The 20012-nt window shown below is 52.7% G+C and carries 23 protein-coding genes, 1 other RNA gene and 2 pseudogenes; 11 read left to right on the top strand and 15 right to left on the bottom strand.

Going from position 1 to position 20012, the window contains the following annotated elements; translation table 11 throughout:
- The first annotated feature begins 7 nt into the window (after positions 1 to 7).
- The 5 genes from RC74_RS00900 to RC74_RS00915 are packed head-to-tail and all read left to right on the top strand — an operon-like array spanning position 8 to position 4186.
- A complete protein-coding gene (locus RC74_RS00900; RefSeq protein ID WP_039000205.1) occupies positions 8 to 1513 on the top strand; it encodes a tripartite tricarboxylate transporter permease in 1506 nt (501 codons plus the stop codon).
- A complete protein-coding gene (locus RC74_RS22810) occupies positions 1513 to 2070 on the top strand; it encodes a hypothetical protein (RefSeq protein ID WP_236940005.1) in 558 nt (185 codons plus the stop codon). Before RC74_RS00900 ends, RC74_RS22810 begins: the two co-directional genes overlap by 1 nt.
- Positions 1962 to 2867 carry an acyclic terpene utilization AtuA family protein gene (locus RC74_RS00905; protein ID WP_236940006.1) on the top strand — a complete coding sequence of 302 codons (906 nt, stop codon included), beginning with the start codon at positions 1962 to 1964 and terminating at the stop codon, positions 2865 to 2867. The genes RC74_RS22810 and RC74_RS00905 overlap by 109 nt, the downstream gene beginning before the upstream one ends.
- Positions 2860 to 3162 (top strand): DUF4387 family protein, encoded by a 303-nt coding sequence (locus tag RC74_RS00910; protein ID WP_039000208.1) that lies wholly within the window; start codon positions 2860 to 2862, stop codon positions 3160 to 3162. Before RC74_RS00905 ends, RC74_RS00910 begins: the two co-directional genes overlap by 8 nt.
- Positions 3163 to 3175: 13 nt before the next feature.
- On the top strand, positions 3176 to 4186 hold the full coding sequence (locus tag RC74_RS00915; protein WP_039000210.1) for an AbrB family transcriptional regulator: 1011 nt from the start codon (positions 3176 to 3178) through the stop codon (positions 4184 to 4186).
- On the opposite strand, the gene rnpB is transcribed toward RC74_RS00915, so the two are convergent.
- From rnpB to RC74_RS00955, 8 genes and pseudogenes are all read right to left on the bottom strand, one after another.
- An RNA gene (gene rnpB / locus RC74_RS00920) (RNase P RNA component class A) lies at positions 4187 to 4585 on the bottom strand.
- Between the two features lie 12 nt (positions 4586 to 4597).
- Positions 4598 to 5348 (bottom strand): annotated as a pseudogene (locus RC74_RS00925) (N-acetylmuramoyl-L-alanine amidase).
- Positions 5309 to 5971 carry a hypothetical protein gene (locus tag RC74_RS00930; RefSeq protein WP_039000212.1) on the bottom strand — a complete coding sequence of 221 codons (663 nt, stop codon included), beginning with the start codon at positions 5969 to 5971 and terminating at the stop codon, positions 5309 to 5311. Before RC74_RS00930 ends, RC74_RS00925 begins: the two are co-directional and overlap by 40 nt.
- A gap of 29 nt (positions 5972 to 6000) precedes the next feature.
- Complete coding sequence (gatA, locus tag RC74_RS00935) at positions 6001 to 7488, bottom strand: Asp-tRNA(Asn)/Glu-tRNA(Gln) amidotransferase subunit GatA (RefSeq protein ID WP_039000213.1); 1488 nt, start codon at positions 7486 to 7488, stop codon at positions 6001 to 6003.
- Complete coding sequence (gene gatC / locus RC74_RS00940; RefSeq protein WP_039000214.1) at positions 7488 to 7775, bottom strand: Asp-tRNA(Asn)/Glu-tRNA(Gln) amidotransferase subunit GatC; 288 nt, start codon at positions 7773 to 7775, stop codon at positions 7488 to 7490. Before gatC ends, gatA begins: the two co-directional genes overlap by 1 nt.
- Before the next feature lie 82 nt (positions 7776 to 7857).
- On the bottom strand, positions 7858 to 8211 hold the full coding sequence (locus RC74_RS00945; RefSeq protein WP_039000215.1) for a diacylglycerol kinase: 354 nt from the start codon (positions 8209 to 8211) through the stop codon (positions 7858 to 7860).
- Positions 8208 to 8564 carry a YigZ family protein gene (locus RC74_RS00950; protein WP_039004356.1) on the bottom strand — a complete coding sequence of 119 codons (357 nt, stop codon included), beginning with the start codon at positions 8562 to 8564 and terminating at the stop codon, positions 8208 to 8210. Before RC74_RS00950 ends, RC74_RS00945 begins: the two co-directional genes overlap by 4 nt.
- The gene (locus RC74_RS00955) at positions 8564 to 9277 is read right to left on the bottom strand and encodes a M48 family metalloprotease (protein ID WP_236940007.1); all 714 of its coding nucleotides are present in this window, start codon (positions 9275 to 9277) and stop codon (positions 8564 to 8566) included. Before RC74_RS00955 ends, RC74_RS00950 begins: the two co-directional genes overlap by 1 nt.
- A gap of 104 nt (positions 9278 to 9381) precedes the next feature.
- On the opposite strand from RC74_RS00955, the gene RC74_RS00960 reads away from it, so the two are divergent.
- A complete protein-coding gene (locus tag RC74_RS00960) occupies positions 9382 to 9621 on the top strand; it encodes a hypothetical protein (protein ID WP_039004359.1) in 240 nt (79 codons plus the stop codon).
- A 1-nt stretch (position 9622) separates the two neighbouring features.
- Here RC74_RS00960 and RC74_RS00965 read toward each other — a convergent pair whose 3' ends face one another.
- Positions 9623 to 9871, bottom strand: coding sequence for a DUF167 domain-containing protein (locus RC74_RS00965; protein ID WP_039004360.1), 249 nt, complete (start codon positions 9869 to 9871; stop codon positions 9623 to 9625).
- A 150-nt stretch (positions 9872 to 10021) separates the two neighbouring features.
- Between RC74_RS00965 and RC74_RS00970 the strand changes: the two genes are divergently transcribed.
- Together RC74_RS00970 and RC74_RS00975 are read left to right on the top strand one after the other, a co-directional pair.
- Positions 10022 to 10600: a nitroreductase family protein gene (locus tag RC74_RS00970; protein WP_039004361.1), complete on the top strand. Its 579-nt coding sequence runs from the start codon at positions 10022 to 10024 to the stop codon at positions 10598 to 10600.
- Complete coding sequence (locus RC74_RS00975) at positions 10597 to 11283, top strand: EI24 domain-containing protein (RefSeq protein WP_039004362.1); 687 nt, start codon at positions 10597 to 10599, stop codon at positions 11281 to 11283. Before RC74_RS00970 ends, RC74_RS00975 begins: the two co-directional genes overlap by 4 nt.
- Here RC74_RS00975 and RC74_RS00980 read toward each other — a convergent pair.
- Together RC74_RS00980 and mce are read right to left on the bottom strand one after the other, a co-directional pair.
- On the bottom strand, positions 11280 to 11564 hold the full coding sequence (locus RC74_RS00980; RefSeq protein WP_039004363.1) for a DUF1467 family protein: 285 nt from the start codon (positions 11562 to 11564) through the stop codon (positions 11280 to 11282). The two genes, RC74_RS00975 and RC74_RS00980, sit on opposite strands and share 4 nt — an antisense overlap.
- Positions 11564 to 11968 (bottom strand): methylmalonyl-CoA epimerase, encoded by a 405-nt coding sequence (gene mce, locus RC74_RS00985; protein ID WP_039004364.1) that lies wholly within the window; start codon positions 11966 to 11968, stop codon positions 11564 to 11566. The genes RC74_RS00980 and mce overlap by 1 nt, the downstream gene beginning before the upstream one ends.
- Positions 11969 to 12167: 199 nt before the next feature.
- Between mce and RC74_RS00990 the strand changes: the two genes are divergently transcribed.
- Positions 12168 to 12884 carry a response regulator gene (locus tag RC74_RS00990; protein WP_039004365.1) on the top strand — a complete coding sequence of 239 codons (717 nt, stop codon included), beginning with the start codon at positions 12168 to 12170 and terminating at the stop codon, positions 12882 to 12884.
- 4 nt (positions 12885 to 12888) lie between these two features.
- Here RC74_RS00990 and RC74_RS00995 read toward each other — a convergent pair whose 3' ends face one another.
- Positions 12889 to 13605 carry a GNAT family N-acetyltransferase gene (locus RC74_RS00995; RefSeq protein ID WP_039004530.1) on the bottom strand — a complete coding sequence of 239 codons (717 nt, stop codon included), beginning with the start codon at positions 13603 to 13605 and terminating at the stop codon, positions 12889 to 12891.
- Positions 13606 to 13789: 184 nt separating this feature from the next.
- On the opposite strand from RC74_RS00995, the gene RC74_RS01000 reads away from it, so the two are divergent.
- Positions 13790 to 13969 (top strand): hypothetical protein, encoded by a 180-nt coding sequence (locus RC74_RS01000; RefSeq protein WP_039004366.1) that lies wholly within the window; start codon positions 13790 to 13792, stop codon positions 13967 to 13969.
- 3 nt (positions 13970 to 13972) lie between these two features.
- Here the strand turns inward: RC74_RS01000 and RC74_RS01005 are convergent, their stop codons facing one another.
- From RC74_RS01005 to aspS, 3 genes and pseudogenes are all read right to left on the bottom strand, one after another.
- Entirely contained in the window at positions 13973 to 15193 is a 1221-nt protein-coding gene (locus RC74_RS01005) for a DUF1501 domain-containing protein (protein ID WP_039004367.1), read from the bottom strand.
- A 4-nt stretch (positions 15194 to 15197) separates the two neighbouring features.
- Positions 15198 to 16591: pseudogene (locus RC74_RS23630) on the bottom strand (DUF1800 domain-containing protein).
- A 110-nt stretch (positions 16592 to 16701) separates the two neighbouring features.
- Complete coding sequence (gene aspS, locus RC74_RS01020; RefSeq protein ID WP_039004369.1) at positions 16702 to 18477, bottom strand: aspartate--tRNA ligase; 1776 nt, start codon at positions 18475 to 18477, stop codon at positions 16702 to 16704.
- Between the two features lie 428 nt (positions 18478 to 18905).
- On the opposite strand from aspS, the gene RC74_RS01025 reads away from it, so the two are divergent.
- On the top strand, positions 18906 to 19973 hold the full coding sequence (locus RC74_RS01025; protein WP_169798704.1) for a glycosyltransferase family 87 protein: 1068 nt from the start codon (positions 18906 to 18908) through the stop codon (positions 19971 to 19973).
- The last annotated feature ends 39 nt before the right edge of the window (positions 19974 to 20012 follow it).

Here is a 20012-nt window from a genome sequence, read left to right on the forward strand (position 1 = left end):
CTGCCCCATGGATCTCTTTTCTAACCTCGCGATGGGGTTCGCAATTGCATTGTCCCCTTACACGTTGATGCTCGCTATCATTGGCTGCTTTTTGGGTACAATCATTGGCGCCCTCCCCGGTCTTGGCCCCTCAAACGGCGTCGCCATCCTTATCCCCGTGACCTTCACGCTGGGCCTTGATGCAACATCCGCCCTCGTCCTTATGACCTCGGTGTATTACGGAGCGATGTATGGGGGCAGGATCAGTTCGATCCTCCTTAACATCCCCGGAGATGAACCCGCGCTGATGACCACCCTCGACGGCTATCCGATGGCCAAAGCAGGGCGCGCAGGCGATGCGCTTGTGCTCTCGGGTGTGGCCTCCTTTGTAGGTGCGCTCCTTGCTACAATCGGGCTTATGTTGCTCGCACCTATGTTGGCCCGCGTCGCTTATGTCTTTGGTCCTTCAGAATATTTCGCCCTCTACTTGCTCGCGTTTTGTACGTTGGGCGGCATGGCCAGCAACAACCAAGCCAAAGCGGCGATAGCTTCCTGTATTGGCCTCGGCATATCAACGGTCGGCATCAGCAGCGGCAGCGTCATGCCACGCTTTACGGGCGGAAATCTCCACATCTATGACGGCATCGATTTCCTCGTTGCCATCGTTGGCCTCTTTGCAATTGCGGAAATCTTTTTCTTCATCGAAGACCACGGGAAAAATTCCCCTGTTGGTGTAGACCTCGAGAAAACCACCGTTCCATGGAAAGATATTTGGGAAACCAAATGGACAATGTTGCGCTCTTCGGGTGTGGGCTTTGTTGCCGGTATCTTGCCCGGTGCGGGCGCGTCCCTCGGCAGTTTCTTGGCCTATATGACTGAAAAAGCGATTGCCGGCAAAGACGGTGGTTTCGGCACAGGTGTTGCCAAAGGCATCGCCGCACCAGAGGCGGGCAACAACGCGGCCGCCGGTGGTGCCCTCGTTCCCATGCTCACTCTCGGCGTACCCGGATCAGGAACAACAGCGGTGCTCCTTGCGCTTTTGATGACCCTCAACATTACCCCTGGACCCACGCTTTTCACTGACCAGCCCGAAGTTGTTTGGGGCCTCATTGCGTCGCTCTTGATTGCCAACATCGTGCTATTGTTGATGAACGTGCCGATGGTGAAAATCTTCGTCAAAATCCTCATGGTTCCACCAGCGATCTTGTTGCCCGGTGTGACAATGGTTTCGTTTGTAGGCATCTACTCCCTGTCGGGAAGCTATTTCGACTTGCTCTTGATGATCGGATTTGGTGTGCTTGGATACGTGCTGCGCAAGCTGGACATTCCAACCGTTCCGGTGATTTTGGGTATCCTTCTGGGTGGGAATATGGAAGACGCCTTAAGGCGTGCCATGACACTCTCCGATGGCGAATGGACATATCTGTTCTCGTCCAACATCTCGATTGGGCTTTGGGTTGCCGCGATCGTCGGATTTGTCGCACCGATGTTCCTGCGCAACGTCTTGCGCAAACCGCAAAGGGTCACTGACTAATGGTCAAAGTTCTTATCCCTTCAGGCGCACTAGGCTTGAACTACGACAAGGCGGCGCTTGCGCGTGGCCTTGCGCAAAACCCTGATATCATTGCGATTGACGGCGGCTCGACGGATTCAGGCCCTGCATATCTCGGACAAGGGGTCTCGAAATATGCGCGCAGTTCGATAAAAATCGAATGGAAGGGATTGATGGTTGCCCGCCAAGAAGCAAACGTCCCTTTGGTCATCGGAACCGCAGGGACATGTGGCACAGACAGCGCAGTTAACTGGCTTCTGGACATCACAAAAGAGATCGCCGCCGAGTTGGGCCAAACGCTACAAATTGCGGTTTTGCGAAGTTCCCAAGACGCGGAAATCCTCGCGACCGCCTTTGATAGTGGCCGCGTCACCCCCTCCCCGCGGCCCCCGAAATTACCCGCGAAAGTTTTGCGGAATGTAGCAATATCGTGGCCCTCGCTGGTGCCGAACAAATTGCCGCCGCGATCCAAACGGGCGCGGACGTCATCATCGCGGGGCGCACCACGGATACTGCGACCATCGCCGCCCTCCCGTTGATGAAAAACCTCCACGCAGGAGCCGCATGGCACGGGGCAAAAATCGGCGAATGCGGTGCGCTCTGTGCGACCAACCCACAATCGGGCGTCGTGATGATCGAGTTTGACGCAAACGGTTTTACGGTCACGCCCATGGCCGAAGATTCAGCGGCCAATCCGCATACTGTTTCGGCGCATATGCTCTATGAAAACTCCGACCCGTTCATCCTCTATGAACCCGGTGGACACCTCGATGTAACAGGCGCAAAATACACGGCACTTGATGCGCGGCGCGTGCGAGTTGAGGGCTCCGAATGGGTGCCTTCCGATACGTATACTGTGAAGCTTGAAGGCGCTAAAATTCAGGGATATCAAACGGTTTTGATGGTTCTTTTGCGGGACAAGCACTATGTCGAAAACGCACAAATCTGGGCCGACGACATCCACGCGAAATGCAGCGAAAAGGTGCAAGACCGGATGGGTTTGCATAAAGAGGACTACAGTATTGAGTTGCGCCTGATTGGCCAGAACTCAAGTTTTGGTGCCCTCGAAACCAACACAAACCCCGCACCCGAAATCGGCATCCTCGCGATTGTCACAGCGAACACTCAAGCGATTGCCGAAGAGATCGGCCAGATGTTGAACCCCTATTTGCTGCACCATCCGCTCACGCGCGAAGAAGAACAACCAACCTTCGCCTTCCCGTTTTCGCCCGCCAGTCTCAATCGGGGTGCGGTCTATGGCTTTTGCCTCAACCACACGCTTACCTTGGATAATCCCATGGACGCCTTTTCACTGGAAGTTATTCAACATGGCTGAACTGCGCGATATTGCCTACAAAATTCGGTCTAAAAACGCGGGCCCCTTTTGGCTCACGGTGGATATTTTCTGCGGGAACGGCCCCGCCTTTACCCAAATTTGCAACGGGCTTTCGACCCAACGTGTGGCCTCTGTGTTTGGCACGAAGGTTGAGGACATCAAGCGCTTTGAAATCCCTGACTTGAACGTTATAAAATTCTCAATGCCGCGTCCCAGCATTCAAGGGGCCGTCGAAGATCGCGACATGCACGGCGCTTCTTGGGCTGCGCTTCTTGCAGAAACATCAATAAATTAAGGGAACTTTAGAAATGCAAGCATATGTTGTCGCGCTTGTTATCGGGGCCGTCGGCGCGCTTGCCGCAACATTTATCGGCCTGCCTGCCCCCTTTCTGACGGGGCCTGCCATTTGTGTTTCACTGGCGGGATTGGCAGGGGTAAAATGCGCGGTTCCCAACATATTGCGGGACGCAATTTTCCTCATCATCGGCCTCGCTCTTGGGTCTAGCGTAACCCCTGAAATTCTTCAGGCGGCTAAAGCTTGGCCCCTAAGTCTTGTCGGTATGTGCGTGTCCGTCGCGGTCGTGATGCTTACGGGGGGCTGGATGTTTCAACATGTTTTTCACATGGACCGCCCCACCGCGTTTCTATCCTCGAGTCCGGGGCATTTAAGCTATGTCATCGGCTATTCTACGGACGTGGGCGCAGATACCGCAGTGATCTCGGTGGTACAGTCAATCCGCGTTCTCATTCTCACTCTTTTGGTACCATTTTCCGTGGCCATTTTCACGGATGCTGATATGGGGATGCGCGCGCCCGTGGGCCATATTTTGACGCCGCTTCACCTTGGAATTCTTGCTGCCCTTGGCGCAGGCCTTGGCGCGATATTCATTCGATTTAACCTACCAGCGGCCCTACTGCTCGGCGGCATGATTGTCTCAACCCTAGGTCATGCAACCGACGTTCTCCCCGGCGTTGTACCACCTATTTTTACGATCGCAGCTTTCATCACTATGGGTACCCTCATCGGGACACGATTTAGTGGCGTCACCCCGAAACTTCTGCGCAGCGCAGCCCTTGGCGGTTTGATTTTTACCGTTCTAGCCCTCGTGATTTCCATCGTATTCGCAACCGGAATTGCCTATTTTACCGACCTCCGTTTTTTGGATATCATCATCGCTTTGGCCCCGGGTGGCCTTGAAACCATGGTCGCGATGGCCGCCATTGTTGACGCCGACCCCGCCTATGTCGCGTTGCATCACGTCGGGCGACTCTTCTTCTTGAGTGCCTTCGTACCTCTTGTTTTGACTTGGAAAAAATAAACGCGCGGATGGCCTGTAAGCCGGATTTTGTCCACGCCGCATTACACGACGCTGGATGACCATTCTTCTAGCCCTGCTGTTACCAACAGGGTCAAGCTGCCAACCCGAACCTTCTGGGCCGAAGCCGCCCTGCGAGTTGCCCCGCGTGAGGTTCCTATTTGGCATTGCTCCTGGTGGGGCTTGCCATGCCAGCGATGTTACCACCGCCGCGGTGGGCTCTTACCCCACCGTTTCACCCTTACCCGTCACGGTATCGTTTGCACGACCTGTAAACGGGCGGTCTGTTCTCTGTGGCGCTTTCCCTCGGGTTACCCCGGCCGGGCATTACCCGGCACCATCCTTCATGGAGTCCGGACTTTCCTCGCGGTGTTGCCACCCCGCGGTCATCCAGCCATCCGCACGCTTTGGGGATTATGCGTTTGCGCGCCCGCCGTCAACGGGGAAGCGTTGTGCAAGGTCTTGAATGATCCGCATATCTTCGCTGTCCAGAGGGCCACGGTGTCCTGCGCGAAAACGGTCACGGAATGCCGCCAAGTATGCGTCACATTTCACGTCCATATTTTGACCAGTGCCATAGCCAAAACGCGCCGCATCCTGACACCATTTGGCAAAATCGGGCGCTGGTGTATCCGGTGTCGTTTCGGGCCAAACAGACAGACCTTGCAGCGCCAGTCGACGCCAATCCAAACGTCGACCCGGATCGGCCTTGCGGTGAGGCGCCATGTCCGAATGTCCAATCACGCGTTCCGGCGGGATGTTCCACGCTTGCATGATTTGAGGCAACAACGCCTCAAGCGCGGCCATCTGGGGTTCGGAATAGGGGGTGCGGCCCGTGTTATCCAACTCAATGCCAATCGAGTGAGAATTGATATCGCTACAGTCCCCCAAGACCCCGCACCTGCATGCCAAGCACGCATTTCTTGAGCTACGAGTTGCAGGATGCCCCCTTTTCTGAGATCAGAAAATGGGCCGAAACCTCAAACTCGGGGGAGCAAAGCCGCGCGAGGGCGGCGTCACAACTGCTCATCGCCGTATAGTGTAAAAGAATGAGGTCGGGCGGGCCACCGTGGCGCCTTGGCCCGAAATTAGGTGAAGGACATTGCGTTATCTGCAACGGGACAATTACCCGCCGCGTGCCGCGCGGAACGGCGCGGGGGTCCAAGCACAGGCAAATCCGTCCCCATCAGGATCAATCCCTTTACTGTCTTTTTGAGGGCCGCCATTCTGCAAAAAGGCTTCCTGTGCATCGTTGGACGTCAGGTATTTTGAACAGGCCTTGGTGTACTTCTCCTGCGAATACCGTCCCGACCGCGCATAGATCGACTCGCCGACTGAGTTAGTCGTTCCGAGCGCAAAGGCGATAACGGCAGTTGCACTTGATGTACTTGTACGCGATGGCAAAGCCGTTGGGTTAATCACTTGATATTGCGCCCGCTGTTCTGCCAAGCGCTCAGCATCACTTGCAATCGTTTCGCGCGCAGCAACAGCTTTGAAGCTCTGCTCGTCAGAAATCCCAGTTCTAGAGGCCTGAGGCTGACTTGGCGCGCCGTTCAGGTCCGGCGTTTGCTTTACAGCTTCTTCGAGCGCCAAAGAAATATTGGATGACCCCACGTCCTCGTCGGAAATCACCCCCGCCTGAACGGGACTGCCTTGAAGAGCTTGCGCAGTGTTGTAATTGTACCCCTCGAAATCGTCGAAGCCCACGCCGGAGTCTGGAACTCCCGACTGGCAAGCGACGAGGCCCAGCAGAGCGATCATAGAAACGACGGATAATGAGTTGCGCATAGTTACCTCTGGTCGGTTGATCGTCGTGTTTACCACCAATTGTTTGGTTTGGAAACAAATCCTGCCGCAGTCTCAAGAGCATAGGCCGTATTGAGTAGATCGCCCTCTTCCCACGGACGCCCGATCAATTGCAAACCAAGCGGCAATCCTTCGGAATTTAGCCCCGTTGGTACCGAAATACCCGGCAATCCAGCGAGGTTCACCGTCACGGTAAATACATCGTTGAGGTACATTTTTACGGGATCGGCGTCACTCATTTCGCCAAGCCCAAAGGCGGCCGAAGGAGTCGCAGGTGTCAGGATCGCATCCACACCTGCGGCAAACACATCGTCAAAGTCCCTCTTAATCAAGGCTCTAACGCGGCGCGCACGGTTGTAATACGCATCATAGAACCCTGCTGACAGCACATAAGTACCGATCATCACACGGCGCTGAACCTCGGAGCCAAACCCTTCGGCGCGGGTTTTTTCGTACATGTCATCAATGCCATCGCCCGCCGCCAATTTGGCGCGGTGACCATAGCGCACGCCATCATAGCGGGCAAGGTTCGAGGAAGCTTCGGCGGGAGCGATCACATAATAGGCAGGCAGCGCATATTTCGTGTGCGGCAGGCTGATGTTCACGATCTCAGCGCCCGCACTTTTGAGCATCTCGGTGCCTTCGGCCCAGAGCTTTTCGATCTCTGCGGGCATGCCGTCCATGTGATATTCGGCTGGGATGCCGATTTTTTTGCCTTTGATGTCGCCCGTCAAAGCGGCCTCAAAATTTGGAACGGGTATGTCATACGAGGTGCTGTCCTTGGCGTCATGGCTGGCCATGGCTTCCATCATGATCGCCGCGTCACGCACGGTTTTGGTCATGGGGCCAGCTTGATCGAGCGAGCTGGCGAAGGCCACAACACCCCAACGCGAGACACGTCCGTAGGTCGGCTTGAGGCCAACGATGCCCGTGAATGCGGCTGGTTGACGGATCGAGCCGCCGGTATCTGTGCCCGTCGCGGCAAGGCAAAGGTCCGCCGAAACCGCGCTCGCGCTGCCGCCCGAAGATCCGCCCGGTGTCAGCGCGGCATCGCTACCTTCGCGGCGCCACGGGTTGATCACGTCGCCGTAAACCGAGGTCTCGTTGCTCGAACCCATAGCGAATTCGTCCATGTTCAATTTGCCAAGCATAACCGCGCCGCTGTCCCAAAGATTTTGGGTGACCGTGCTTTCGTATTCTGGCTTAAAACCTGCAAGGATCGCAGAAGCGGCTTGGCTTGGAACACCTTTGGTACAGAACAAATCCTTAATACCCAACGGGATACCGCACATATCAGGCGCATCGCCCGTGGCAATCCGCTCATCTGCAGCGGCGGATTGTGCGTGGGCAATCTCTGGTGTGTTGTGCACGAACGCGTTCAACGCACCGGATTTCCCGATAGCCGTAAGGCAAGCTTCGGTAAGCTCAACCGAGGTAAAATCACCCTTGCGCAAACCGTCGCGCGCACCGGAAATAGTCAGTTTGTTTAGATCGGTCATTATTCCACCACCTTCGGCACGACAAAAAAGCCTTCGCGAGAGTCCGGCGCATTGGCCAAAACCTGTTCTTGGATGTCGCCATCCGTCACGATGTCTTTGCGGCGTTTTAGGCGCTGAGGTGTGACCGATGTCATAGGCTCTATGCCCTCAACGTCAACCTCATTGAGCTGCTCGATAAACCCGAGGATTGTGTTGAATTCTTCTGCCAGCGCAGGAAGCGCCTCGTCAGCGACGCGAATGCGGGCCAGTTTTGCCACGCGCGCAGCAGTATCCTTGTCAATCGACATAGGGGGTCTCCGTCAGCTCAATTGGTTCAATTCTTATTTAGCATTTAACCCGCGAGCGCAGGGGGAGCAAGACCGCAATGCCCTACCCGATCAGGATGATGACCCACGCGCCCCCCGCAGCAATGGCGGTAATAGTAACGCCCGCACTTCCGGCGTCTTTTGCCGCCTTTGCCAGCGGATGATACGCGGGTGATAGATAGTCGATACAGCGCTCAATTGCGGTGTTGTAGCATTCCGCCGCCAACACGAGAATGCCCAGCGCAACTATTAGGGCCCGTTCAGCAGTGGATAAATCCAATACCATCGCGAGGGTAAAGGAGGCGGCATTGGCCCAGACCCATTGTTGCAGACTGGCTTCTTCACGCCAAATCATACGCCAACCTTCCCAAGACCACTTCGCACGGTCCGAAAATCGTTTCCATTGCTCAACAATCATTTTGCACTCCGATTTTCAAGATAGTGACGGACGCAATCCTGAACGCGTCGAAAACGATCGCCCCCTAATTTCGTGCCACCATACCACCGCGTCACGACGACAATATGGTTTTGAAGATCTTCACGCTCCAACATCCGCAGAATAACAGTGCCTGCGCCACTCTCTCCGTCGTCGGCCTTTACGGGGCCATCCTCAAGCAAAACCGCCCATGTGTTATGGGTCGCTTTGGCGTATTTCTTTTGCTTCTTGAGAGTTTTCAAAAAGGCGAGCGCATCGTCGCGACTTGTGATTTCCCCACCTGAAACCGCATATTTACTGCCTCTATCCGTCAAAAAACCTTCAATTTGCAACATTAAGCACCATAAACCGCGGAGCGCACGGTTTCGATCCGGTCCGCATTGGAGGGATGTGATCCAAGGAACTCTTCGCCTGGATCAGGAATGCGGGTAAAATAGGCGACCCCGATTTCAGGATCAAATCCAGCCTCCAACGCGATCAAAGCCCCCAATTGATCCGCCTCAAGTTCATGCTGTTTGGAAAATTGGCGCGACCCAACGAAGGCCCCGATGTCGCGTGCGGTTTCGATTGCCTCCGGATCGGCCCCCAAAATTGTAGCTGTAAAACTTCCCAGCATAGCGCCCTGATTGGCCATAGCCATCTGTTGCTCAAGATGACCCGCCACGTGGTGGGCCGCTTCATGTCCTATAACAAAAGCAAGTTCATCATCATTTTGCACTTCATCCAAAAGCGAAATGGTCACGGCCAAAACCGGCCGGCCATTCTCACTCAGAAACTGATAGGCATTCGATGGTTGGTGTGCGCGGTCGTCCATGACGATCAGGAAATCGCAATTTCCACGCGTTCGGGCCTCATGGCAAAAGGACTCTGCAACAATTTCAATACGCCCCGCGACACGCAAAAAGTCTTGCTCACTCATTCCCTTGCCATTGGTGTGGATAGTACCAAAGTGTTCAACCCTTTCAATTGGTTGAACATTTTTCGAAGCAGTCGTTGAAACACATCCCGCAACACCCGCAAGAAGCGCTAAACCTCGTAAAACTTTCACTGAAAACACCTTCAACATCCCGTCTTTTTAACATGTTGACGGTCTTTTTCTAGCCCACACTGCGTTGCTGTTGCAATTATTCGGTCAAAAGCTAAACTGAATGTATGTTTACAATAGAGCATGATTTTGAAGCCACTATTATTACCCTGATCGACGAGGGCACCCCCTTTCTTCAGGGCGACATCACCATAAATGCGTTCCAGGACTGTATCACGGTTGAGCAGGTCGATCCGCAAACAGATCGCCTTCAACGTATCACCATTTCAATGACCCAACTTCAGGAATTGCAATCGGCTCTCAACCTTCCTGAAGGCAGCTATCGAGTGGCAGAAGACCCCGAATAGATCATTCCATCACACGGAAAACCTTATTTCTTGACGTTTCCCCGCGCAGCAAAACAAGACGTGTTTTGGGAACGCCCATCGCCTTGGACAGAAGCTTTACAATCGCAGCATTCGCCTTCCCGCCCTCGGCGACCACCGTGACATAGACCCGCAACCCCGTCTGCGTTTCGACAATTCGATTACGGCTGGCTTTAGGTGTTGCAACGATTGCAATTTCGGCTCCCCTGATGGCAAGATGCTTTAAATCCAATGAACGCCCTCCACTCTCTGCCCCCTGTTTGATGCGAAACTTTGGCGCGCAGCCTTGCCAGCACCATGTGTTTGCGGCACATCTGCGTATGTTACGCCTTGAAAGCTGAGGATTAAACTCCGACATGCTAGAAAACACCGACGAGGACTTATGCCCAAACCAAATCCTGCCGCAATGGAATTCCTGTTATCTCGGCGCTCACGACCTGCGAAAACTCTTACGTTCCCCATTCCTTCCGCACAAGATTTGCACCCAATTCTAACGGCTGCTGCGCGCACGCCGGACCATGGGAAGCTCGAGCCTTGGAGATTCATCGTCCTCGCGGACGCGGCGCTTCCTCGCCTTGCCGACCTAACCGATCAACGTGGGGCGGCCCTTGGACTTGATGATGAAAAACGAGCGAAATCAAAAACTCAATTCTCCAACGCGGGACTTGTCGTTGCGGTCGTGTCTTCTCCAAAATCGTCTGAAAAAGTGCCGTATTTGGAGCAGGTCTATTCGGCGGGTGCCGTATGTTTAGCTCTTGTGAACGCGGCCCTTGCCTCTGGTTGGGGTGCAAATTGGCTCACGGGCTGGATGGCCTATGATCCAGAAATCCTCACAGAGGGGCTCGGGCTTGGAGAGGGAGAGACCGTTGCAGGTTTCATCCATCTAGGCACCGAAACTTCTACGCCTCCGGAGCGTCCACGCCCTGATCTTGCGGCTATCACAACTTGGGTAACAGAATGATATTTGGCGATTTTTTCAAGTCCCTCGCACAGCTTTCGGATCGCCGCTTTCGCCTCGTCCTCTGGAAGGGTGTCGGCCTTTCCTTCCTGCTGCTGTTTGGTATTTACGTCGTGTTCGTGACGGGTATCAATTGGTTCATTCCTGAGTCTGTGACCTTGCCGTGGGTTGGGAATATCACGGTCCTGAAAAGTATTTTCAGCTGGGCCTCGATCCTCTTGATGATCCTGCTTTCGATGTTTTTGATGATCCCCGTCGCCAGCGCTTTCACAGGTTTTTTTCTGGATGAAGTTGCCGAGGCCGTGGAGGACAAACACTACCCGCAGCTCCCCCCCGCCCCCAAAATGCCGTTCGGTGATACGGTCGTGGATACGGTCAATTTTCTTGGTCTCATTGTGGGACTAAACATAGTCGGTCTTGTCGTCTTCCCGTTTTTTGGCCCCCTCGCCCCCATAATGTTCCTAGGACTGAACGGTTTTTTACTTGGCCGCGAGTATTTCCAAATGGCAGCGATGCGCCGATTAGGCCGTGTTCAAGGCCGTGCATTAATGTCAAAAAACCGAGGCGAAATCTGGATCGCAGGCGCGCTCATGGCGCTCCCCCTGCTCATCCCGTTCGTCAACCTTTTTGTACCCGTCCTTGCCGCGGCAACATTCACCCACATGTTTCAGCGCCTTAGGCCCTAAGACGCAGGAACCTCTGGGGGAAGGCGATTCATCCAATCAATATCACGCACGGTAATTGTATCTGTCACGATAATCGTGAAAATGATCGCCCAAAGTACAGTGGTAATCAGGGTCACAATGATGGCCCGCTTTTTAAGCTGGGGATCCACGGGCGCAGACGACGGCGTGCCCGGTACAACTTCGCCCATGTCTTGTTGTGATTTAAGCCGAATGGGCAATACAACAAAAAGCGTCATAAACCAGAGGACAGAATAAAGAACGATTGCGGAAGTAATGGCCATTATATTTGCTCCAATTCAATGAGGGTGCCGTTGAAATCCTTGGGATGCAGGAATAACACAGGCTTGCCATGCGCACCGATCTTCGGCTCCCCCGTTCCCAAAATACGTGCGCCTTTTGTCAAAAGATGGTCGCGCGCAGTCAGGATATCATCAACTTCGTAACAGATATGGTGAATCCCACCGGACGGATTCTTTGCCAGAAAACCGTTAATCGGGCTATCTTCGCCCAAGGGAAATAACAGTTCTATTTTTGTGTTGGGTAGTTCGATAAATACAACCGTCACCCCATGATCTGGTTCGTCCTGAGGCGCACCAACACTCGCCCCAAGTGTGTCGCGATATTGCGCAACAGCGGCGTCCAAATCCGGCACGGCAATCGCAACGTGGTTTAAGCGACCAATCATGTGTTTCTCCCATATTCAAGGTGTCTCACTATCCTATAGGGCGCTTCCGCGTGCAATGGGATAGGGGCAAGTGCGACAGAAAAGCGACGAAAGGGTCGGCCGTTTTAACGAGTCGTTATCCCTTAATCTTGTTTAATACGATTCTGCACCCAGCTCTTTCTGCATAAACCACGCAGACAAACTTAGAATGGAAAAGGAAATGGACGATCTTAGTAAATTCATGAACAGCCCACCGCCAACACCGACGCGCCCCTTACTTGGAGTTACCGTATTGGTGGTCGAAGATAGCCGGTACGCCAGTGAAGCCATGCGCATGTTGTGTTTGCGTTCTGGCGCCCGAATTCGACGCGCCGATTGTCTGCGGTCTGCGCGAAAGCACCTTCAAGTCTTCAATCCAACAGTTGTTATCGTTGATATGGGGTTGCCTGACGGCTCCGGTGCAGAATTATTGGCTGAATTAAGTCAGACTGCTTCCCCAATTTCAGTTCTTCTGGCGACCTCAGGAGATTCAGGCTTGGAAGAGGAAGCAATTGCCGCTGGAGCGGTTGGTTTTTTGTCCAAGCCTGTGAACAATTTGGCGCAATTCCAGAATGCAATCCTAGCGCATTTACCCACCGAAGATCACCCCCCTGGGCCGCGCCTCCTTAATAACGAACAGATTGTCATAGACAAACTCGCTCTTCGCGACGATTTCGCTCACGTAGAAGAGGTCCTCGCCCAAAATACCGATGGTGAAACGCTGGATTATCTTGCGCATTTCATTTCCGGAATCGCCCAAACGGCGCAGGACGGTCAATTGATCGAAGCAGCAAATGCTTTGGCACATGATCGCGCACAAGGCCGCTCAACGCGCACAGACGTCGAGCGGATATCGTCAATGCTACGCGCACGCCTAGAGGAACGCACCTCCATTTAAGTCCTCATTTCAAAACGGGGTCGGAAGACGCGCGCACAATGCCTGTAAGATCTTTAAGGCTTATAATTTGAGCACCGGATTCGCTGAAGTTCTGCGGAGCTAGCCACGTTTTGTACGCCTCTTTTAGAGCCGGCCATTCCTTATCGATTGCCGCAAACCAGACGGTGTCACGATTTTTGCCTTTTACGATCGCGGCTTGCCGAAAAACGCCTTCATAGCTCAGGCCTAATCGCTGTGCCGCACGGCGCGAAGGTATGTTGTTGGCATCGCATTTCCATTCGAAACGACGGTACCCCGCCTCAAAGGCCCACTCCATGGCCAAGTAAAAAGCTTCAGTGGCCGCACGTGTTTTTTGGAGTTCAGGCGCAAAATTAATATGCCCAATCTCGATTCCGCCAGCCTCTGGCGAAATCCGCAGAAAGCTCAAAACACCACAAACGTGACCATTCTTGAGGTCTCGCACTGCATAAAAGTATGGGTCATCTTTTTCTTCAACGCTTCGGGCCCAACGCAGATAATCAGCGGCGGAAGGAAATGGCCCATACGGTAAATAGTCCCAAAGAGCGTCGTCCACCGAGTTCGCCCCATGAAGGTCCGCGGCATGGAGATCGGCATCAAGCCGCTCTAACGCAACAAAATCACCCTTCATTTCAAACGCTTCGGGACGTGGAGGAACCGTCCAGCCGCCGACATCGTCACCAAACCTCTTATTTTCCGTCATCGCTATCGGCTCTTCTTTCGTTTTCACCACAATTGACAATAATCCAACGACTGTCCAGCGCGTCTCTTCTACCCAAAACACCTCATTTTCATCGCAATCTATCGCAGTAATTACCCGATTTTGCCCCACTGCTGCCGCATTCCAACGCGATTTTGAGGTAAGTCGGGAAATTTAGGAAAACATCATGATTGAGTATACCCAGAATGCTTTTAGCAATCCAAAGGTTGTCAAAGCCTTTGATTGGAGCGTGTTTGCAGGTGGGATGGTCAGTCTTGTATTTGCGATAGCCATGACAATCATGGGGGATGGCGAGACCCAAAATGCAGGTGCCCATTTGAACGGTGAAACACTCGCCAGTTTGTAAGGATTACCGAATTATCTGGGTTGCACCGCTAAGGTCTAGCCCAGGGAAAACGTGTTTTTCAAGCGTTTCGACGTTTGTTCCAAACATTCCCCGAATAGCCATCGCCGCATAAGCACGCACATCTTGCGTCGGATTCAAATCACGCCCTTGGTATAAATCTTGTTCCCGCAAACCCGGCCAATCCCCGTACACTTGCTTACCTTTCAGGGCACCACCCACCAGAATGGACAAACCTCCGGTGCCGTGGTCCGTTCCCTTGGTCCCGTTTTCGCGGGCAGTTCTCCCAAATTCTGTCATTGCGACAATCGTCGTCTTTTCCCAAATGGGTCCTAAATCATTCTTTAACCGCAAAATAACATCCGACAGATTTCTAAGCGCGCGCTTCAGAGCGCTTCTTTGATTGCGGTGCGTATCCCACCCATTGATCGAAAAGGACGCGATCCGCGTTTCCTCTAGCAAACGTGCGGCCGCAAACGCGGCAATGTTCTCATATCCACTTAGGTCGCGCGCTTCCTTCGCCACCATCTGCATGGCTTCCAAAGGGTCTAGGCTTTCGGATATCGCCGCCATAGGCGAAGTCAACGCGATCGCTTCGGCCAAATTATTGCGAAACAACGGGTCGTTTTGATAAGAGATTTCCAACAATCGTTTCGCCTGCTCGGTCAAATCCAATCGAGTATCAGGTGCCCAATTCGAAATTTCGGCCTCCCCTTTGGCCAAAAGCATTTCATAGCGTCCAACAGTAAAAGCCGTTTGAGCGTGTGATTTTGGCATGTGTTGAAGCAGGCGGTTGAGCCAGCCATCGCGAAACATTTGGCCATCAGAATTCACCATCCCTGCTTCCAAAATATCCTGCCCGTCAAAATGGCTTCGCTTATCTCGGTAAGGTGTGGAAACAGCATGTGCGAAACCGAGTTCTCCTGCCTCCCATAAAGGGTGCAGCGCCAAGAGGTCGGGATGCATGAAAAACATACCGCCTAACGGGATCGCCGAGCTGGGTTGCGGCAATAGAGACGGACGAAGGGTAGAATACTCTTTATTTTCAAAAGGACCGACCACATCCAGACCGTCCAGACCGCCTCTCAAAATAATGACAACCAGCCGATGATCACTCGCAGTCGAAGCGAGGGAAATTGGCGTAATCAGAGGACTGGCAGCAAGAGAGCATCCCAGAAATGAAGACTGAACCAGAAATTTGCGTCGCGTGAAGTCCTTAGCTGACATATTTCTATCTCCGCTGAAAGTCAGGCGAGGCAAGGACGAGTCCGATGCCTTCCCATTTGGTTTCGGCAGAATTTGCAACAAATTGTACGGTAGGCGTGAGTCGGTCACCAAGAGCATTTTGCGCTACTTGAAGTGGAGTAATCTCGCTGTTTGCAAGCGACCCCGCAAATGCCTGAGGTACCATCATCGCCCATTGAATGCGTGCCGCCAAACCTTGAGGCGTAAACCATTGTTCGGCATTTTCGGGCCACCCGTCGGGGCCGTTGGGCCGTTCCCAAGGTTGCCCCATAAGTGAGAGCGGACTTTGAAAAGACAAATTCGTGAGCCTATCGTTTAACCTCGCTATAACCTTCACATCGACATCCAGCGCACGCAACGATGTCGCAACAAAATCAAACGGTTGCATTACCTTGGTGAATTTTTTTCCCCACGCTGCGGGATGGGACAACATAGCTTGATAACAAGCGAGCAATTCGCCATCCGACGCCAGATAGGCGTCTCGGATATCGCCAACAAGTGCAGGATCGGGGGTATCCGACACGAAATGCACCGCCATTTTTTGCGCAAGATGTGATGCCGTTTCGGGCCGTCGGGCAAAATCTTCGAGGGCGTGATGAATGGATTTAAGACTTGCGCGAGGCCCGCTGTAGGTTTTCCCAAGAATTTCTTCGGTTCCTGGCTCTGCACGTTGGGGAACAAATTTCATCCCATCCGCAAAGGTAAAGCGCGTTCCCGCCAAAAGTTCCGCGAATTGCCGCACATCTTTTTGCGAATACCCCCACCGACGCCCAATGTATGAAGTTCAAGAATTTCTCGGGCCAAATTCTCGTTAAGCCCCACGTTTTTACTTTTGCGCGACACGTAACTGTTTGGTCCAATAGATTGATTTTGATCAAGATAGTGCAACATGAGGGGGTGCAGAGAAGATGCGATCAGGAGATCGGAAAAGCGACCGTTAATATTCGGCCGAATGGCATCCTCAACAAATGGTGTCACTAAATGTCGGTAGTATCGGTCGTTCCCAACTACGGTGAAGTGATCCGCCCAAAACCGCACCAAACGTTCGCGAAACCCATGTGGGGACGCTATATAGCGCGCGAGACTCGCATTAAACCAATGAGTGTTAGCGCGCGCCATAGACTTACGCCGCTTGGAAAATTGTGCTTGCGCCTCTTTTTCAAGCTTCGTGCCTCTGTTTTTCTTTTTGAGTTTGCTGAGCCTTTTCAGATCAAGGATCATGGCTCTTTGGCTCTCAAACGATGCGATGGGAAATTGCTTTGCCAACACATCTGGCCCAGTAAGTTCAGCAAAAACGGCGTCAAGGGAGTGTGGTGGTACAAACTGAGGGGAAAGTCCGGTGCCAAACCGAATGGCAGCTATTTCTGGATCAAAGGCCATTTTAGGGCATCCCGATTGCGCGATGCCTTAGGATAGCACCAACAATTACCGTGATACCATCCTCTTTGGAATCCTCCGCCTATTCATAGAATAGCCGGAGGGTTTCTGATTTAGTCCTGTGGAATAACGCGCAAACCGAGCTCCATAAGCTGTTCACTCATGGGTTCGCTGGGCGCACTCATCATCACATCTTCGGCACGTTGGTTCATCGGGAACATGATGACCTCACGGATGTTGGCTTCTTCGGCCAGCAACATCACGATACGGTCGATCCCTGCGGCGCAACCACCGTGGGGAGGTGCGCCATATTTGAATGCATTAACCATTCCGCCAAAGCGTTTGTTAACTTCTTCTGCACCATAACCCGCGATTTCAAACGCTTTGTACATGATCTCAGGACGGTGGTTCCGGATTGCGCCAGAAACAAGTTCGTAGCCGTTACAGGCAAGGTCATATTGGAAGCCAAGCACGTCAAGCGGATTGCCTTGGAGCGCTTCCATTCCGCCTTGGGGCATCGAGAACGGGTTATGTTCGAAATCGATCTTGCCCGTTTCTTCGTCAGCTTCATAGATTGGGAAATCGACGATCCAAGCGAAGGCAAAACGGTTTTGATCGGTGAGTTTGAGTTCTTCACCGATGACGTTGCGCGCACGTCCTGCGACTGCCTCAAACGCTTTTGGTTTGCCTGCAAGGAAGAACGCGGCATCGCCAAGGCCGAGGCCGAGTTGTTGGCGGATGGCTTCGGTGCGTTCTGGGCCAATGTTCTTGGCCAAGGGGCCCGCCGCTTCAAGGCCCTCACCCTGATCGCGCCAGAATATATAGCCCATACCCGGAAGACCTTCGGCTTGGGCGAAGCTGTTCATGCGATCACAGAATTTACGCGAGCCACCTTTTGGCGCAGGAATCGCGCGTACTTCGGTGCCTTCGGTTTCCAGCATTTTCGCAAAGATTGCGAAACCAGAGCCGCGGAAATGCTCGGACACGACCTGCATTTTGATTGGGTTGCGCAGGTCCGGTTTGTCGGACCCATACCAGAGGGCCGCGTCACGATAGGAGATTTGTTCCCACGTTTGGTCAACCTTCTTGTCCCCGCCAAATTCTTCAAAGATGCCCGTAAGGACTGGTTGGATTGTGTCAAATACGTCTTGTTGGCTCACGAAGGACATCTCAAGGTCGAGCTGATAGAAATCAGTCGGCGAGCGGTCGGCGCGGGGATCTTCGTCGCGGAAACAAGGCGCGATTTGGAAATACTTGTCGAAGCCCGAAACCATAATCAGCTGTTTAAATTGCTGCGGAGCCTGTGGCAGCGCGTAAAACTTTCCGGGGTGTTGGCGCGAGGGCACAAGGAAGTCGCGTGCACCTTCTGGGCTGGAGGCCGTGATGATCGGGGTTTGAAATTCGCGGAAACCGCCATCCCACATGCGACGACGCATAGAGGCCACCACATCAGAACGCAACTTCATGTTCTTCTGAAGTTTCTCACGACGCAGGTCGAGGTAGCGATATTTCAAGCGGGTTTCTTCGGGGTATTCCTGATCGCCAAAGACCATCAGCGGAAGTTCTTCGGATTGGCCCAAGACTTCAAGGTCACGCACAAAAACTTCGATTTCGCCCGTGGGGATGGCTTTGTTCACAAGGCTCGCGTCACGCGCCATAACTGTGCCATCAATGCGGATACACCATTCCGAGCGCACTTTTTCGAGCGCGGAAAAAACGGGGCTGTCTGGATCGGCAATAACCTGAGTAATGCCATAGTGATCGCGCAAGTCGATGAACAAAAGGCCACCGTGATCGCGCACCCGATGTACCCAGCCAGAGAGACGAACGGTGTCCCCTACATTGGCGCTGGTCAGATCGGCGCAAGTGTGGCTGCGATAGGCGTGCATGGCGTTTTCCTTTGAGACTCTGGTGGAATATGTTGACGCTGCCGATACACCTGTTTGGCGGCACAAAGTCAAGGGATGCTGGGCCGAATTGCTTACTCACCAATTTTACCACACCTAAAAATTAATAGATTGCCCTCGGTGTACAACTTCAAACACTCAGCATTAGATGGAAAAACTCTGAACTTTCCGTTTACCAAGCATCTTCGAGCAATGGCTTTTAAATTAAAATGAACCGTCTGTATTATTTTTTCATCGTCACATTTTTCGTTGGATCGTCGTATTATTTGTATGCGGACGCCCCTGTCGGGGACTTTATGGCGCTTTGGTTTGCGGGCCATTTCTATGATATTGGTGTTTTCACGGAAATATACCCGCACGACCTCACCCATTTCACCAGCACAGTTTCCATTAGTTGGCTCGAATACGGGTTGGAAATTGATCCAGAAATCACAGTATTCCCGTTCATCTATCCGCCGATTTGGGCTGCGCTTTTTTCGAATATCATTCATTGGGTCGATCTCAATACAACTCTTACAGCACTACATATCCTCAATCCGTTGATGATGATTGTCATGATCATTTTCGCAGCCAGAACATGCAAAACAACCTTTTCTACGCCCCGTTTTGTTGCAATTGGCGGAGTTTTAATATTTGGGACGACCATTGGCATGCTGCCCCTGATTTTTGGACAGGTGCAAATTTTGGTAAGTATGATTTTGCTGATTGCAATCGAGCGTCTGCGAAATGGATCGCAAGTAACTGCTGGGGCGCTTTTTGCGTTTGCAGCTGCGATCAAAGTTTATCCGGCATTGTTTCTTATCTTTTTGGTGGTGCGGCGCGAAAATAGGGCAGTCGCCAGCTTTATAATAGTGGGCGGCGGCTTTGGCGCACTTTCTATTTTGATTGCAGGCTGGCCCTTGCACGTGCTCTTTCTTGAGCAACTCAATTTGATATCTAACTCAGTCCTTGTAAATACAATCAATTTATCAGTTGATTCACTGATCGCGAACATATTCCAATTTGATGCTCTGACCGATAAAGTGACCTCATCATCAAACGGTAAGGAAGCAACACTGCTTATTTCAGCAGTAACCATGGCCAAGCCCGCAATTTGGAAAGCACTTAATTCAGGTGCGATTCTTCTTTCGCTGATATCCTTGGCTTATATTACCTGTCGTTACCGGGATGATGTCGCGATCTGGCCCTTTGCGCTTATTGTGATAGCGTTACTTAGTCCCATCGCTTGGGTTCACCATTTCCTACCTGCCGCGGCGTTTGCCCCAATGTTGTTGTCACGATTTCCGACAAAAGTTGGCCTTTACCTTTTGGGAGGGATATTCGCACCGCTCCTATTGGTTCTAACGCCAATCTATGCATCTTGGGGCGATACAATTCGCTATATGCAGGTTGCTGGTTTTCTTTCAATGTCACTCTTGGCTGCGGCTTACCTCTATTTAATTCTGAATTCACCACAAATAGACACTTCAAACCGCTGAAGGTCTCACTCTGGGCTTGCGCCCACGCGCCCCATGTCT

Source organism: Falsihalocynthiibacter arcticus, assembly GCF_000812665.2.
Taxonomy (GTDB): Bacteria; Pseudomonadota; Alphaproteobacteria; order Rhodobacterales; family Rhodobacteraceae; genus Falsihalocynthiibacter; species Falsihalocynthiibacter arcticus.